The organism is Amycolatopsis rifamycinica (genome assembly GCF_000695625.1).
Lineage (GTDB): Bacteria > Actinomycetota > Actinomycetes > Mycobacteriales > Pseudonocardiaceae > Amycolatopsis > Amycolatopsis rifamycinica.
In genome coordinates this window covers 291,525-306,680 of sequence record NZ_JMQI01000079.1, presented here as the reverse complement: position 1 = coordinate 306,680, position 15,156 = coordinate 291,525, and the positions used below count along the sequence as shown (strand labels likewise).

The window sequence follows — 15,156 nt, the reverse complement described above, 5'->3', positions numbered from 1 at the left end:
CCCACTCTGGGCGCTTGGAGCTGGGGTCAGCGGCGCACGCGCGGGCGGGCGCCGTCGCGGGCCAGCTCCGCGAGCCGCCGGTTGATCACCTTCGCGACCGCCGCGGGGCTGCAGAAGCCCCGGATCGCCTCGATCGCCTTCGCGCCCATTTCGGCGCGCAGCCGGGGGCTGTCGGCGAGCTTGCGCAGCCAGCGGGCGGCCTGCTCGACGTCCGCGTCCGCCCACAGCTGGCCGGTCGTGTACCAGTCGCCGAACTCGGCGCCGAACTTGTGGTCGTGCGGGGTGATCGGCCGGGCGTGGTAGCCGACGACCGCCGCCGCGCCCGGGGGCATGAAGTCGATGTTGCCGCCGAACCCGGTCGCCACCACCGGCTTGCCCATCGCCATCGCTTCGGCCATGCCGAGCCCGAAACCCTCCGAGCGGTGCAGCGACGTGTAGACGTCGCAGGTGGCCAGCAGCGTGTCCATGTCCGCGCGGGACATCTCGCGCCGCAGCAGCGTTCCGCCCACCGAGGCGACCGCCGCGCTCAGCGTGGCGTCCAGGTCCGGGAAGCGCTGGAGGTCGTTGGCCTTGAGCACCAGGTGCGCCTTCGTGCCGCGCTCCTCCGGCGGGAACGCCCGGCGGAACGCCTCGATCACCGCCCACGGGTTCTTGCGGGCGTCGCTCGACGAGGCGCTGAACGTGAACAGCACGATCAGGCCGTCCTCGGGCAGGCCGAACTTCGCGCGGTCACCCGTGACGTTCGGCGCCTGGGGCACGACGTTGGGCACCACGGTGATCGGGATGTCGGTCACCGTGCGGAAGGAGTCCGAAACGAACTGGGAGATCAGCCAGAGCTCGTCGATGCCCGGCAGGTGCGGCAGCGCGTGCACCGGCGGTTCCGGCAGCTCCCACGCCCACACGGCGATCGTGTAGCGGTCGAGCGCGTGCTCCGGGATCAGCTGCCACTCGTTGACGTTGACGATCCACAGGTCGACGTCGAACTCCTTGCCCCGGCGCAGGGCGGTGATCTCCGGCGGCACCTCGATCGTGCGGAACGGCGCCTGGCTGTTGAACTCCGTGAACGTCATCGCGGTGCCGCTCGCGGCCATGGCCTGCACGTACCGGCGAGCGGACTCGGACAGCCCGGTGGTCGCGCGGACGTCGGCGAAGACGTTCACCCCGTGCCGCGGCGTTTCCGGTGGCACGACGAAGTTCTCCGCCGCCGCGATCGCCTCGGCGTAGCCCTGGGCCGCGATCGGCCAGGTGGCGTTCTCCCCGGTCCACTTCCGCGCGAGCTCGCCGGCCGCGCGCAGCTCCTCCGGCCAGCACATCGCGTGTTCCAGCAGCCGGTACAGCTCGGCCGCCTCGCCCGACGGCGACGTCGGCACGGTCCAGCAGAACGCCGGGTCGTAGTGCCGGTGCTGCGGCAGGTCGCTGGTGATCACCACGCGCCCGGCGCCGAACGCCCGCAGCATCGTGCCGCTGGTCTCGCCCGCGGTGGGCCAGCGCAGGCTGATCACGGCGTCCGCGGCCAGGATCAGGTCGTCGAGGCGGTCCTCCGCCGGCGACAGTTCGAAGTGGACGGACTCGGGGAACCCGCTGGCCGCGACGACCTGGCGCACCTGGCCGAGCAGCACCGGGTCGCCGGCGTGGCCGGCGATCAGCAGCCGCGCGTTCGGCCAGCGGCGGCGCAGTTCGGCGAAGGCCAGCACGGCGGCCGTCACCCGCCGGTGCCCGGCCAGGCTGCCGAAGACGCCGAAGACGACCTGGTCGTCGGTCCAGCCCAGCCCGGCCCGCACCGGTTCGCGGCGTGCGGGGTCGGGCAGCAGGGCGCCGTGCGGCACGGCGTGCACCGGGATCCCGGGGTACCGCGCCCGCAGGAACTCCGCGGTGTGCGGGTCGTGCACGACGACCCCGCGGCTGGTCGTGACGAGCCGGCGTTCCAGGGTCAGCGTCGCGTGGTCGAGGGTCTTGACCCCGTCGACCTCGATGGCCGGCAGGCCGTGCAGCAGCGCCGGGTCGTGCTGGTGGCCCCAGATCGGCCCGTGCGCGTACCGCACCTCTTCGCGGAACGCCTCGGACGCCACGCTGCCCAGGATCCCGGCGTGGAAGTCGAGCAGGGACGGGTCGTGCAGCACCACGACCCCCGGCGCCTCGATCGCCCGGCGGTAGATCTCGCCGTGGACACCGGCGTGGTTGCCGACGTGGTAGACCGGCACGCCTTCGCTCGGCTCGTCCGGGCCGAGCAGCCGGACCCGGGCGGGCACCCGGGCGCCCGGCGCGTCGGCCATCGCGGCGACGTCGAGCAGCTCGGACAGGGCCTCGGTGAGGTGGTAGCTGTAGTCGGCGATCCCGCTGGTCCGGGGCGGCAGCGGGGTCCACATCGTGGCGCGGGCGGTCATCGCCGGGCGATCAGGCACAGGCGCTCACCCAGACCGTCGGCCGCGGCCACCTCGCGGACCTCGACCTCCGGGAAGCCCGCCGCCTCGGCGACGAACCGGAGGTAGACCGGGTGCAACGGCTTCTGCACGAAGGGGTCGAGCTGGAACTCCGTCACGGCCTCGGCCCCCGGGGCCTCGATCAGCAGGACGCCGCCGGGCTGCAGCGCCGTCGCGGCGAGGTCGGCGAAGCGCGCGAGAGCGTCGGGAGTCAGGCGTTCGGCGAACCGGAACGCGGTCACCGCGCCGATCGAGCGGGACGGCAGTGCCGCCAGCGCTTCCAGGGGCTCCTGCGCGCCGACGTCGAGGCCGAGCCCCGCGCAGTGCTGCCGGACCAGCTTGTTGCCCGACGCCGCCAGGTACGGCAGTTCCGCCGAGCGCAGCACCTCGAGCCATTCGCCGCGGCCCGGGGCGACGTCGAACACCGGGCCGGTCGCGCCGGCTTCGCGCGCCGCCGTGATGAGCGGCAGGTGCCTCTTGCGGGCCTCGCGCACCCGGCCTTCCGGGCCGTCGAGCAGCTGCGAGAGCGCCAGTTCCAGGAACGATTCGCGATCGGCGACGTCCGCGGCGACCTCGGTGACGGCCTTGCCGGTCCGGACGCGGTCGAGGGCGATGTCCAGCTGGGCGTGGCGGAGCCGGACGTCGACCGACGCCGACGTCAGCGCCGCGACCTGCGCCTCGAGCGCCTTCAGCCGCAGCTCGGTGTCGTCGCCCTGCTCGGCCGTCTCCGCCTGCTGCAGCTTCAGCTCGGACAGCTGCGATTCGATCCGGCCGAGACCCGCGTACAGCCGCTGGTTCAGACCGGCGGTCATGGTCCGGTCCTGCTGCCGCAGCTGCTCGACCTCGTGCGCCAGCTCGGCGTGGCGGACGGCGTCGGCGGGCAGCTCGCGCTGCGTGTGGTGGACGGCGGCGAGCGCGTCCCGGATGGCCAGGTTGGCCTCGATCTGCCACTTCACCTGGCGCTTCCACAGGAACCGCAGGGCCAGCCGCCCGAGCAGGTCGGTCCGGCGCAGCGGCAGGTGCAGCTCGCGGTGTTCGTCGAGGCGGGCCAGCGCGGCGGCCAGCTGGTCAGAAGACATGCACAGTCCCACAGTTCGGCGCGGTCATCGGTTGAGCTCGCGGAAGATGTTCTGCTGCACGGCCGGCGTCAGCATCGACGCGGCCCCGGCGATGAGCCCGCGTTCGGCGAACTCGAGCACCACGACGTCGCTGCGCCCGAGCAGCTCGCCGATCGCGGCGCCGCGGTCCTGGTCGGACGTGCTGTAGTGCATGGCGGTCAGGTCGCGGAAGGTGGCGGCCATGTACGGCAGGGTGCGGATGGTGAACGAGTCGCCGAGCCACGCCGTGCGGAGGCCGTAGGTGCCCGTCCCGGTCGCGGTGTCGGTGTGCACCGGCGGGATGTAGTCGGCGGGCATCGTGCGGGTCAGGTCGGTCCGGCCGTCGGGCATGAGCGCGTAGTGCGTGCCGTCGGTGAGCCCGGTCCGGCCGATCAGCCGCGGCAGGTCGGCCGGCAGCTGCCAGTTCTCCTTCGGCTGGACGCGCCAGCTCCCGGTGATGCCCGGCCGCAGCCGCTCGGTGACCTCGCGGACCGCGGTGATCGCGCCTTCGTCGTTCCAGTGGGCGTCCAGCGGGCCGTAGAGCGGCTGGCCCTTCCGGTTGGCCCAGTCCTGCAGGGGTCCGCGGAGGTCGACCATGAAGTTCTCGGCGTCGACCCGGCGCCAGAAGTCGTTCTGGACGGCGTCGTGGCAGTCCTTGCCTAGGTAGGTGTCGGGGAGGTGCTGCGGCACCATGGTCGCCTTGTCCGGCGCGATGACGACGACCAGCTGGCGGCCGGACGCCTCGATCCCGTCGCGGAAGCGGCGCAGCCGGTCGAACGTCGTGTCCAGGTTTTCGGTCGGCACGCAGTGGCTGGTGACCTCGTCGCCGAGGTAGAGCCAGCCGTCCTTGCCCTCGATGACGGTGGGGAACTGCCGCGGGTCGAGCTTGGTGTCGCCCGGCACCTGCAGCGGACCCTGCTGGTGTTCCTGGTTCAGCGGCGGCGGTTCGCCGAACACCCCGCGGCTGATGCCGTCGGCGGCGTGCACCGCCTGCTCGCGCAGCACCAGGTGGTCGGTGGCCCAGTTGCCCAGCTGCGGGAAGAACGACCAGCCCTGCCCGATGCTCGGGAACGGCGTCAGCGCCCGGTTTTCGAACTCGCCGGGCCGTGCGCCGAAGACGACCGACAGGTTCGGCGTCAGGAAGAACACGGTCGCGCAGATCAGCGCGACGAGCTGCTTCCCGCCGTGCCGCGGCCGGTAGAGGGCGTGCTCGCGGGGCAGGAAGGCTTCGTAGACCGGCAGCATCGTCTGCTGCGGACCCCCGGGCCGCGTCACGACGTCACCCGCATCCGGCGGGCCACCGGCCGCAGCAGGCGCCGGGCCCGGGCGGCCAGCGGCGACCGCGGCGGCGGCTCGGGCGCCTGCCGGGCGAGCCAGGTCCGGTGGGCTTCTTCGAGCCGCTCCCGCAGCCACGTCACGGTGACGTCGGCCGGGTGCGTGCGCAGGATGTGCTCGCGGGCGGCGGCTCCGCGCCGGCGGGCTTCGGCCGGGTCGGCGGCGACGGCGCGCATGGCCTCGGCGGCCGCGTCGAGGTCCGGGTCGGCCCAGCGGCCGTCACCGCGGTACGGCGGCCAGCCCGGGCCGACGTCCGTCAGCTCGTACGGCACCGGCCAGCCGTGCTCCGGCCCGAAGAACTCGGCCGTGCTCGAGTAGTCCGTCGCGATCACCGGCAGCCCCCTGACCATCGCCTCGGCCACCGTCAGCCCGAACCCCTCGCTCCGGTGCAGTGACACGTAGGCGTCGGTCCTGGCATACAGGGCGTCGAGTTCGGCCGCCGTGAGGTACCGCTCGACGAGCTCGATCCGCGCGTCGCCGTCGATGGCGCGCAGCAGCCGTTCGACGGCCGCGGTGTTCCGGTTCCCGTTGGTCGCCTTGAGCACGAGCCGGACGTCTTCGCGGCCGGGGAAGGCGCGGCGGAACGCCTCGACCACGCCCCACGGGTTCTTCCGGCCGCCGGTCGAGTTGAAGTCGAAGACGAACAGGAACCGCGGGCCCGGACCCGGTTCGCGCGTGACCGGGCCGGGGTCGGGCACCGGCACCGGAATGGTCCGGACCGGGACCGGCGAGTGCGCGGCGATCGCCCGGGTGGCGAACTCGCTGGGCGTCCAGATCTCGTCGACGAAGGCGAACCCGTCGTGCATTTCGGCCGGGAAGTCCTCGAGCTCCCACGCCCACAGCCCGATCCGGTAGCGCCCGGCGGCGGCGTCCGGGTGGCTGTCGACGACCACCCGGGTGAAGTCGGAGTTGACCGTCAGCAGGCTGACCCCGAACCGGGGCGGCCCAACGCTTTCCGGCACGGCGAGCCCGGTGCGCACCGAGCCGGCGATGGACCGCTCCTCGACGACCGACACCATCGGGATGCCGGCCCGGACGATCATCCGCTGGATCAGCCGGGCCATCTCGCCGAGCCCGAGCTCGGCGGTCAGGAAGCCGACGACGTTGACGCCGAACTCGCCGACCGGCGCGAGCGGCGTCGCGGCGGGCACCGGCAGGGCCCACTCCGGGAGCAGGCCCTCCGCGACGCCGTGGGTCGCGCACCACTGCCGGAAACCGGGCGCGCTTTCGCCGCGGGGGTGGGGAAAGACCGCCTGCAGGTCGACGCGGCTGCGCCAGACCTCGGCCGCCAGCCGGGTCAGCCCGCCGGCGGCGTCGACCGGGTTCGCCGGTGCGGCCAGCCACGCCCGGAACGCGCGGCCTTCGTCGTCGCCGAAGGGGTGCGGCGGCAGCTTCTCGGCCGGCTGGTCCGGCGTTTCCGTGCGCAGCCAGGCGTCGTGGTAGAGCCGCCGCATCTGCGGCGTGAGCGGGGATCCGTCCGGCAGCACGGAAAACCGGCCCTCGCCGGTGGGCGCCGGGCCGACGCGGGCGCCGTAGGCGTCGCACAGGCGGCGCAGCACCGGGTCCGCCGAGAGCCGCACCCGCGGCCGCGTCGCGCAGTCCGTCGTCAGCAGCCACGGCGTTTCCGGATCGTAGCCGCGGAAGGCAGTGAACCGGCTTTCGGACGGCGACCGTTCGTGCAGGTTCCAGTAGCCGACGGCGAGCCCGTGATCGCGCACGACGAGGTGCTCGAACGGGCCGGGGAGCAGGTCCGGCCACCGCCAGGTCGCCTCGCTCCGGTGCGGCGAGCGACGCCGGGCCTGTGCGGCCCAGTGGTCGAGGAACGGCCGGGCGGCGGGTCCGGCGGCGAGGAAGCCGTCGTAGACGCCGGGGACGTCCGCGGGTTCGAGACCGTCCTGCGGCAGCGGCGCCAGCAGCGCCGCCGCGACGACCAGGCCGTGGTCCGCCGCGAGCGCGCTGACGTCCTCGAACGGCGCGTGCACCTCGATGTCGGCGTCCAGCAGCACCGCGACGTCGAACCGCTCCAGCAGCGTGTTCAGCAGCAGCGGCCGCAGGACGTCGGCCAGGTCCGCACCGGCGTGGCAGGTGACCAGCCGGAAGTACTCCTCCGGCTCGAGGCCGAGCTCGCCGGGCACGGTGCCGCCGTCGGCCACGAGCACGGTGAACTCGTGGCCGGGGTGGTGCGCGCGGTACGACGCGGCCAGCACCTCGGCGGCGGCCAGGCGATCCCGGGTGACCACGGTGCAGGCGGCGAACCGGCGACCCGCCATGTCAGCCGTTGGCGGGCAGCTCTACCAGCTGCTTCGCGAGGATCTCGTCGAAGGCCTGGGAGACGCCGGCCATGTCCGCCCCGTTCACCTGCACGCGGACCACGGTCTGCTTGTGCACGTAGTGGGCCCGGATCAGGGCGCTGCCGTCTTCCTTGACGAGCTGCATGACGTCGACGTTCGGGGGCGTCGTGCCGGTGTACTTGGTGAGCTTGTACTTCGCCTGCAGCGTCCCCAGCTTGTCGACCGCGTTGGCGGCGGCCGCGGCGCCGGCGGTCTTGGCGGTGACCACGACGACGGTCACGCCGGACGGCAGGTTCGACACCGACATCCGCGCGGTGGTCGGGTTCGCCGCGGCGAGGGCGGCGTTTTCCTCGTCGGTGAGGACCTTGCGGGCCTCGAAGTCGTCGAACTTGGCGAAGTCGGTGGTTTCCTTGACGTCGCCAGGGAGCTTGGCGATCTCGAGGTCGTCCTTCGGCTTCTGGGTCGGGGGCGGCGGCGCGGTGGAGGACTGCGCGACCGGCGGCGTCTGCTCGTTGCCGTTGCCGTTGCCGTTGCCGGAGAAGAGGAAGTAGCCACCGACGCCGAGACCGGCCAGCACGACGACCGCGATGACGATCGCGATGACCTTCTTGCCGCCCTTGGCCGGGGTCGTCTCGAACGACGGTTCCGGGCCCTGGCCGACCCAGCTCGTGTCGGCGGGGAAGTCCGAGCCGCCCCACGGGGTGCTGGTGTTCTGCGCGGGCGCCGCCCACGGCAGCTGCTGGTTGGGGCCGGACATGTGCGGCGGCGGCGCGTACTGCGGCTGCTGGGCGGGGAAGCCGCCCGAGCCGTGGCCGCCCGGGTGGAACCCGCCGGCGGCGGCCTGCGGCGGCATCCCCGGCACGACCTGCGTGCGCTCGGCGTCGCCCTGGCCGGCCGGCGCCCAGCCCTGCGGGGCCGGGCCCTGCGCGACGGCCTGGGTGCGTTCGCCGTCGCCGAAGGCGGTGTTGACGATCTGGGTCTGGTCGCCCGACGGCGCGGCCGGGGCCTGCGGCTGGCCGGGCGGCGGGGTCACCGGGGCGATGATGTGGGTGCTTTCCGACTCGCCGGCCCCGGACTGGCCTGCCTGGGGATCGACGTTGACGGCGGCGGAAAGGACGCTGTCCCGCCGCAGCCGGTAGTCGTCGGCCGAGATCTGGCCCGCGGCCAGCTCCTCGTCCAACTGGCGTAGTTGCTCCTGCCAGGACAAAGCGGGCCCCCTTCTCGTCAGCGTCGCCGGCCCAGCCAGCTCCCGCATCATTGTGCACTCAGCCCTGCTCGCGGAGGTCGGAAGGGTCGGTTCGGCAGCCGTTCCGCCTCAGCTGACCGGGAGGACCGCCTCGAGCGCGTCGACGGCCTTGTCCAGCTCGCTGCTCAGGCCCGCCTGGCCGCGGTCGGGTTCGGCGATCCCGATGCTCACGACGTTGCTGCCGGAGCCGTACCAGGTGGTGTTCAGGAAGGTGTCGCCGTCCCGCCCCGAGACCGTGCGCAACGCCGACTGGACCGACCGGAAGCCGCCCGCCAGCGCGTCCTGGTACAGCTTCTCCACGACGGCCTGCGCGTTGGCCGGGCTGCTCGTCGGCACGACCAGGACGAGGTAGGAGACGCCGCCGTCGGCGGCGCCCCGGTAGATCACCTTGCTCGCCCCGTTGGCGTTCAGCAGGTCCGCCGTCGACGCGGGGTAGAGCCCCAGCTCCAGGCCCTTCGCGATGGACATCGTCGAGTTGTTCGGGTTCTGCTTGCCGGGCATCTGCGGCACCCGCTCGTCCAGCGGCGGGGTGCGGACGGCCTCGGGTGCGGACGACGGCGCGGTCGCCGGGGTGGCCTGGTCCGAGCCGGAGCCGAGCCACATGGTCACGCCGGCGATCATCGCCAGGACCACGAACACGCCCAGTGCGACGAAGAGCCAGGCCGGACGGCGGCGGCCGCCCGCGGACTCGTCCCAGCGGTGCTTGCCCGGCTCGTCCGGCACCTGCGGCGCCGGTCCGGGCGCCACCGGCTCCCCGCCTGGGTGCGTCGGCGGGAACCGGCTGAGCTGCGGGCGGTCCGGCAGCGGGCCCTCGACGCGCAGGTACCGCGTCGGCGTGATGTCCGCCGGGCTCGGCGCCGTGGTCAGGTGGTCCGCGACGGCGGGCACGCCGGTCCCGGTCCGCTTCCACGGGGGCGCGGGCGCGGGCGGGTGGACCGGCGGCCGCGGGGGCGGCTGGTAGTTCGGCGGGCTCGACGGCGTTTCCTGCCGCTGCGGCGGCACGGCGCCCGGCGCCGCGGGGTTCTTGCTCTGCCACGCGGTCGCGGGACGGCGCAGCGGTGACGGGACGGGCGAGGCCACGGTCGAACCGGAGGCCTGCGCGAGCAGCTCGTCGCGCTGTTTGCGGTGGGCCGCGGGCTCGATGCGCCCGGCCGCCAGGTCCGCGTCCAGGCGGCGCAGGTCGTCCTGCCAGCTCATGAGTAGACCCCCATCCACCGTTCGGGGCATCAGTCTGGCACGCGCGGCCGACCTGAGAGGTTGCTGTTCGAGATTGATCGGCAACGTAGCGCACGGGACGCGGTTTCGGGAGTCCTCCACGTGGCCGATCCGGTCGCCGCCGTGGCCCGCCGCGAACGGGACAGCGAGATCCGGCCGTCACCCGTCAGGACCCCGAAACTGTCGTACATGTGTTCTAAAATTGGCGTTGTCCAGGGGAGATGCCGCCCGCGTCCGCGGGTGGCGTGATGGAGGAAGGCAGGGCCATGGCCTACATCACCCTGTCCACATTCGTGGGCTACAGCGCGAGTTCCGGGCCGTCGCGGTCGTCGTTCGTCCGGCGGCAGCGCCGGCAGTACCAAGATCCGGCGCGGGCGGCGTTCAACTACTACCGGCGGGCGGCCAACGCGGTGCGCTCCGGCCGGGCGGCGAACCAGGACGAGGTGGCGCTGCGCGCGCTCGTCAACGCCGCCGACGAGCGGACGAAACCGCACTACGCGGCGATCGCCGAGGGCTGGCTGCGGTACCTCGGGCGCAAGTCGCCGCGGCTGGTCGACGTCGGCCGCGGCCGGTGCCGGATCGGGGAGCTCGAGATCGGCGTCAGCCCGCAGATGGGGCTGCGCAAGAGCGACGGCCGCCGGTACGCGACCTGGCTCTACTTCAAGGAGGAGCCGCTGGCGAAGGATTCGGCGCAGCTCGCGCTGTGGGTGCTGGAGCAGGCGATGCCCGACATCCTGCCGGGCGGCGAGGCGCTGGTGATCGACGTCCGGCGGGCGAAGGAGTACCGGCTCTCGGCCCGTGACCGGGCGCGGCTGCGGCCGTGGGCCCGTAGCGAGGCCTCGGCGTTCCTCACCCTCTGGGACGCGGCCTGAGCCCGGGAGGCGCCGGGTCCGCCCGGCGCCTCCCGGTCCGGATCGGCGGGGTGACAAGCTGGCGTAACCCACCCGTCTGAGTGACACAGTTCGCGGCGGACGGACGGGTACTGGACAAACCGGAGGACGAACACGAAGCTTTCGCGTGTTCTTCCGCGCCTGGCCGACTCGAGGTCTCAACCGTGAATGCTGCCTGGGAAGCCGTCTCCCGCGTCGTCGACGAGCCCGCCTGGTACTGGGTGTACGACAAGCTGGCGTTCTGGCCGAGCACCTACGCGCACGCCTGGCCGGGGTTCCGTGAGCCGGTGCCGTCGCGGACGTGGGACCTCTCGCCGGGGGACCTGGACAGGGCTTCGGCCGAGTTCCGGCTGGGCCCGTACGCGGTCGAGGAGCACCAGGTCGCGTCGATCGCGCTGGCCGCGTTCCGCGAGGTCTGCGGCCCGGACGACTGGATGTGGGCGTTGCACTGGCAGCACCAGTCCTACCGCATCCGCCCGCACCTGATGTCCGAAGGCGCGCGCTGGCCGGTGCCGGTGTTCCCGCGCGCGGACTACCACCTGTTCCTGGCGGCGGACTTCTCGTACGGGACGCTCGGGCACCCGTGGGAGCGGACGTTGTGCGTGTTCGGCGAAAAGCTGGTGCCGGCGTTCGAGCGGCTGGGCGGCGGGGTGCTGCCGAGCGTGCTGCGCCGGGACGGGAAGCCGTCGGCGCTGGCCCGCTGAGCCGCTGGTTGATCTCTTGCTACCGTTCTGCGGGTGTTCGAATATCACGGCTGGGTGACCATCCAGGCGACCGCGAGCGGCGATGACGACGCGGCGCTCCTGGAGCGCCTGGTCGACCGCGTGCACCGCGCGATCCGCGACGCGGCCGACGTCGACCTGGTCGACCTCCGCTGGAGCGCGGGAATCCCCATGCTCCACTTCGGCGGGATCGACAAACACGGCGCCCAGTCCACGGACCTCCTGACGCTGTTCACCCGAGCGGGCGAACTGGCCCCCGGCTCCTACGGCCTCCTGTACACGTGGGACGACCAGGACACGGAGAACGACAACAACTTCCGCGTGTACCGAATGGCCCGAGGCCAGGTAACCGAGCGCGAAGACCCCCACCTGACCCCAGTGGCCCCCACAATCCTCGACACCTACGAGCTCTGAGAAGCGCGGGAAGCGGGTCAACACCCAACGTCTGGCCGAAGCGAAGCCGGGGAACACACGGACGTCTGACCAAACCCAAGAGGGGCACCCGCCCGAAGTCTGGCGAAGGCACCGTGGGGGGTCCGGGGGGCTCGGCCCCCCGGGTGAAATGGCGAAGGGGTCATGGTCGGCGCGTTCCGCCGACATGACCCCTGCAACCCCGAGCGGATGACGGGATTCGAACCCGCGACCCTCACCTTGGCAAGGTGATGCGCTACCAGCTGCGCTACATCCGCGTTGTCTTGCTGATGGGGAGAACTCTATACCCTCGCCGGGAGGGGCTTGGCACCGGGTCCCCCCTTCCCGGACCGGTGCTCCGGTGTCACAGCTGGCGTACAAGGGGTGACGACGGCTGATTCCCTCCGTATGGTGTCTCCATTCGACCGAATGGGGAAACCTTCGGGGAGGAGGTGCCGGGCCGGATGACCGAGCTGGGCACGGTGCCGCCACCAGCGGCCTCGGAATCCGACGAGCAGGCCCTGCTGCAACGGCTCCGCAACGGCGAGGACGCCGCGTTCGGGGAGCTGTTCGAGCTGCACGCCGCCGCGGTCCGCCGGCTCGCGCAGAGCCTGGCGGCGGATCGGTCCGAGGCCGACGACATCACCGCGGAGACGTTCTTCCGCGTGTTGCAGGCTCTCCGCCGTGGCGCCGGTCCCCGTGACTACGTCCGGGCCTACCTGCTGACCGTGGCCCGCCGCGTGTCGTGGGAGTGGCACGGTGCGCGCCGGGACGTCCCGGTGTCCGATGACGAGCTGACTTTCCGCGCCGGGGCGGGGGCCGACACGCACGCCCGCACGGCGGAGCACACGTTGATCACGACCGCGTTCACCAGCTTGCCGGAGCGGTGGCGGACGGTGTTGTGGCAGACCGAGGTCGAGGGTGAGCAGCCCGCGATGGTCGCGCCCCATTTCGGGTTGAGCGCGAACGCGACCGCCGCGCTGGCCCGGCGGGCCCGTCAGGGGCTGCGTGCGGCGTACCTGCAGGCCCACCTTTCGGTGAACCGCGGGCCGGACTCGTGCCGGGCGGTCGTCGAAAAGCTCGGCGGGTTCACCGCCGGCAGCGTCACCGGCGCGGAGGCCGAGCGGATCAAGGCGCACCTGCACGGGTGCCCGTCGTGCCGGGCGACGCAGGACGAGCTGCGTGACGTCTGCTCGTCGCTGCGGGCGCACGCCGGGGTGCTGGTGCTGCTGGTACCGGCCGCCGCGTCGCTGGGCGGCGGCGGGGTGCTGGCCGGGCTCGGCGCGACCGTCAAGGGTGTCCTGGTCGGTTCGAAGGTGAAGATCGGGCTGGCGCTGGCGTCGACCGCCGCGGTGGGGGCCGTGGGCGTCGCGGCCGGGCCGGTGCTGTTCGGGGCCGGGCCGGTGCGGGACGTCGGGTTGCCCGGCGGGGCGCCCGAGCTCGTCGTGGTGCCGCCGTCGGAGACGCACCAGCCGCCGGCGCCGGAGCCGCTGATCGGCGTCGGCGTGCTCAACGGCCGGGGCACCGGGGTCGCGGCCCCCCCGCGGTCGCGGGGCGGAGCGCGGCAGGTCGCCGCGAACGAAGTGCCGGAGCTGCCGGTCGCCGGGGAGGTCCCGGTGGCGGTCGTGGGCGGTGCCGGTGAGCAGCCTGGCCCGCGCGAAGACCTCTCGTCCTCGACGTTCGCCGCGTCCGACCAGCAGGTGACGTCGCCGCGGCTGGACACGTCGAGGCCCGAACTGACGATGACGACGGAGTCGACCGAGTCGGCCGACGCGCCGACGCCGGAGGACGCCGAGGTGCCCGAGCTGTCGCCGACCGGACGGCCCGGCCGTCCGGCGCCGCCATCGGACGTGGCGGAGAAGCCCGTGCCGAAGGAGGACGGGACCGGTGCCGCGGAGCCGTCGACGACGGTGACGCCGACGTCGGAGAAGCCGTGCCCGCACTCGGCGCCGGCTGTCACCGGGTCGGGCGAACCGGCGGACCCGGTGACCACCGCGGCGACGGGTCCTTGATCAGCGGTGATCTCCTCTGGCGGGCGAGTTGTCCGGTTCCTCCCTCGCGCGGGTGAGCCCGGGCACGGTACCGTTGTACTGCTCACCCTGCGGGCGCCCCGGGAGGCAACTGAATGAACCGGCTGGTACGCGGCGAAGACGGCCGCGACTGGGTGGTCCGTGCCCAGATGGAATGGCGCGCACCGGCGACGGCCGACGACTTCGAGCACGACGTCGCGGGCAGCTACGGGCCGGGGATCGCGATGATCGTGGTCACCGCGCTGCTGGCCGTGATCCTGATCGTGTGGACGCCGGACCAGGTCAACATCCCGGCCTGGGTGTTGCTGGCGCTGCTGCTCGTGGTGCTCTTCTTCCCCCTGCGGTGGGTGCTGCGGCGGCCGTGGACCGTGGTCGCGGAGACCGAGGGCGACGTGACCGGTGACCGGCCGTCCGAGCGCTGGGTCGGCACCATCCGCGGCATGTTCACCGTGCAGGGCGAGGTCAAGAAGATCTCCAAGACCATCCAGCGGCACTCGCTGCCGGACTTCGACGGGCCGCTTCACCCGGTCGAGTAGGACACTGGAGCCATGCCCGAGCTACCCGAGGTCGAAGCACTGGCTCACCACCTGCGCGAGAACGCTGTCGGCCGGACGATCTTCCGCATCGATGTCGCATCGCTCAGCGTGCTGAAGACGGCGACACCGCCGTGGACCGAACTGCACGGCCGCGAGATCACCGGCGCGACCCGGCACGGCAAGCACCTGGACGTCGTGGCCGGCGACCTGCACCTGGTCGTCCACCTGGCCCGCGCGGGCTGGCTGCGCTGGTCCGACGGCCTCGCCGCGGCGCCCCTGAAGCCGGGGAAGGGCCCCATCTCGCTGCGGGTGCACCTCGAGTCGGCCACCGGCCCGGGGTTCGACCTCACCGAGGCGGGCACGAAGAAGGGCCTGGCGGTGTGGGTCGTCAAGGACCCGCAGGAGATCGCGAGCGTGGCGCGGCTGGGGCCGGACGCGCTCGCCGTGGACGCCGCCCAGCTGCGGGAGCTCTTCGCCGGCAAGAACACCCGGCTGAAGTGGGCGCTCACCGACCAGTCGCTGCTCGCCGGGATCGGCAACGCCTACTCCGACGAGATCATGCACCGCGCGAAGCTCTCGCCGTACGCCACGATCGGCAAGCTCGACGAAGGCGCGCTGGAAACCCTCGCCGAGGCGATCCACGAGATCGAGACGGACGCCGTCGAGCGGTCGGTGGGGCAGAAGGCGGCCCGGCTGAAGGGGGAGAAGCGGTCGGGCCTGCGGGTGCACGCGCGCACCGGGCTGCCGTGTCCCGTCTGCGGCGACACGATCCGCGAAATATCCTTCGCCGACAAGTCGTTCCAGTACTGCCCGACCTGCCAGACCGGCGGCAAGCCGCTGGCCGACCGCCGGATGTCGCGGCTCCTGAAGTAGCCGCTTCCGGACGCTGGGTAGGGTCCTCTCAACCCTCGGTCATCGTCGTTGGACAGAAAGTGGGATCAGGCCTTGCACCCGGTCGGTCGA

Annotated in this window: 12 protein-coding genes and 1 tRNA gene; 6 read left to right on the top strand and 7 right to left on the bottom strand. The window is 73.0% G+C overall.

The annotated features are described in order from the left end of the window. Positions 1–26: 26 nt before the first annotated feature. From DV20_RS39880 to DV20_RS39855, 6 genes are all read right to left on the bottom strand, one after another. Complete coding sequence (locus DV20_RS39880; protein ID WP_235191137.1) at positions 27–2,402, bottom strand: glycosyltransferase family 4 protein; 2,376 nt, start codon at positions 2,400–2,402, stop codon at positions 27–29. Beyond that, positions 2,381–3,499 carry a hypothetical protein gene (locus tag DV20_RS39875; RefSeq protein WP_043788748.1) on the bottom strand — a complete coding sequence of 373 codons (1,119 nt, stop codon included), beginning with the start codon at positions 3,497–3,499 and terminating at the stop codon, positions 2,381–2,383. The genes DV20_RS39880 and DV20_RS39875 overlap by 22 nt, the downstream gene beginning before the upstream one ends. Positions 3,500–3,523: 24 nt before the next feature. Further along, entirely contained in the window at positions 3,524–4,792 is a 1,269-nt protein-coding gene (locus tag DV20_RS39870; protein ID WP_235191136.1) for an alginate O-acetyltransferase AlgX-related protein, read from the bottom strand. Then, entirely contained in the window at positions 4,789–7,122 is a 2,334-nt protein-coding gene (locus tag DV20_RS39865; protein ID WP_043788747.1) for a glycosyltransferase, read from the bottom strand. Before DV20_RS39865 ends, DV20_RS39870 begins: the two co-directional genes overlap by 4 nt. A 1-nt stretch (position 7,123) precedes the next feature. Further along, complete coding sequence (locus tag DV20_RS39860; protein ID WP_043788745.1) at positions 7,124–8,323, bottom strand: hypothetical protein; 1,200 nt, start codon at positions 8,321–8,323, stop codon at positions 7,124–7,126. Between the two features lie 135 nt (positions 8,324–8,458). Further along, positions 8,459–9,586: a hypothetical protein gene (locus tag DV20_RS39855; RefSeq protein ID WP_043788744.1), complete on the bottom strand. Its 1,128-nt coding sequence runs from the start codon at positions 9,584–9,586 to the stop codon at positions 8,459–8,461. Positions 9,587–9,852: 266 nt separating this feature from the next. Between DV20_RS39855 and DV20_RS39850 the strand changes: the two genes are divergently transcribed. The 3 genes from DV20_RS39850 (at position 9,853) to DV20_RS39840 (ending at position 11,630) form a co-directional block, all read left to right on the top strand. Beyond that, positions 9,853–10,476 (top strand): hypothetical protein, encoded by a 624-nt coding sequence (locus tag DV20_RS39850; RefSeq protein WP_235191135.1) that lies wholly within the window; start codon positions 9,853–9,855, stop codon positions 10,474–10,476. Positions 10,477–10,658: 182 nt separating this feature from the next. Next, positions 10,659–11,198, top strand: coding sequence for a DUF2716 domain-containing protein (locus tag DV20_RS39845; RefSeq protein ID WP_084093898.1), 540 nt, complete (start codon positions 10,659–10,661; stop codon positions 11,196–11,198). Between the two features lie 33 nt (positions 11,199–11,231). After that, entirely contained in the window at positions 11,232–11,630 is a 399-nt protein-coding gene (locus tag DV20_RS39840; protein WP_043788741.1) for an immunity 7 family protein, read from the top strand. A gap of 202 nt (positions 11,631–11,832) precedes the next feature. Here the strand turns inward: DV20_RS39840 and DV20_RS39835 are convergent. Next, positions 11,833–11,905 (bottom strand) — tRNA-Gly (locus DV20_RS39835). 186 nt (positions 11,906–12,091) lie between these two features. Between DV20_RS39835 and DV20_RS39830 the strand changes: the two genes are divergently transcribed. The 3 genes from DV20_RS39830 to DV20_RS39820 all read left to right on the top strand — a co-directional run bounded on the left by DV20_RS39830 (position 12,092) and on the right by DV20_RS39820 (position 15,066). Continuing rightward, entirely contained in the window at positions 12,092–13,639 is a 1,548-nt protein-coding gene (locus DV20_RS39830) for a sigma-70 family RNA polymerase sigma factor (RefSeq protein ID WP_043788740.1), read from the top strand. A gap of 113 nt (positions 13,640–13,752) precedes the next feature. Further along, positions 13,753–14,193 carry a hypothetical protein gene (locus DV20_RS39825; protein ID WP_043788738.1) on the top strand — a complete coding sequence of 147 codons (441 nt, stop codon included), beginning with the start codon at positions 13,753–13,755 and terminating at the stop codon, positions 14,191–14,193. 12 nt (positions 14,194–14,205) lie between these two features. Further along, complete coding sequence (locus DV20_RS39820) at positions 14,206–15,066, top strand: Fpg/Nei family DNA glycosylase (RefSeq protein ID WP_043788736.1); 861 nt, start codon at positions 14,206–14,208, stop codon at positions 15,064–15,066. The last annotated feature ends 90 nt before the right edge of the window (positions 15,067–15,156 follow it).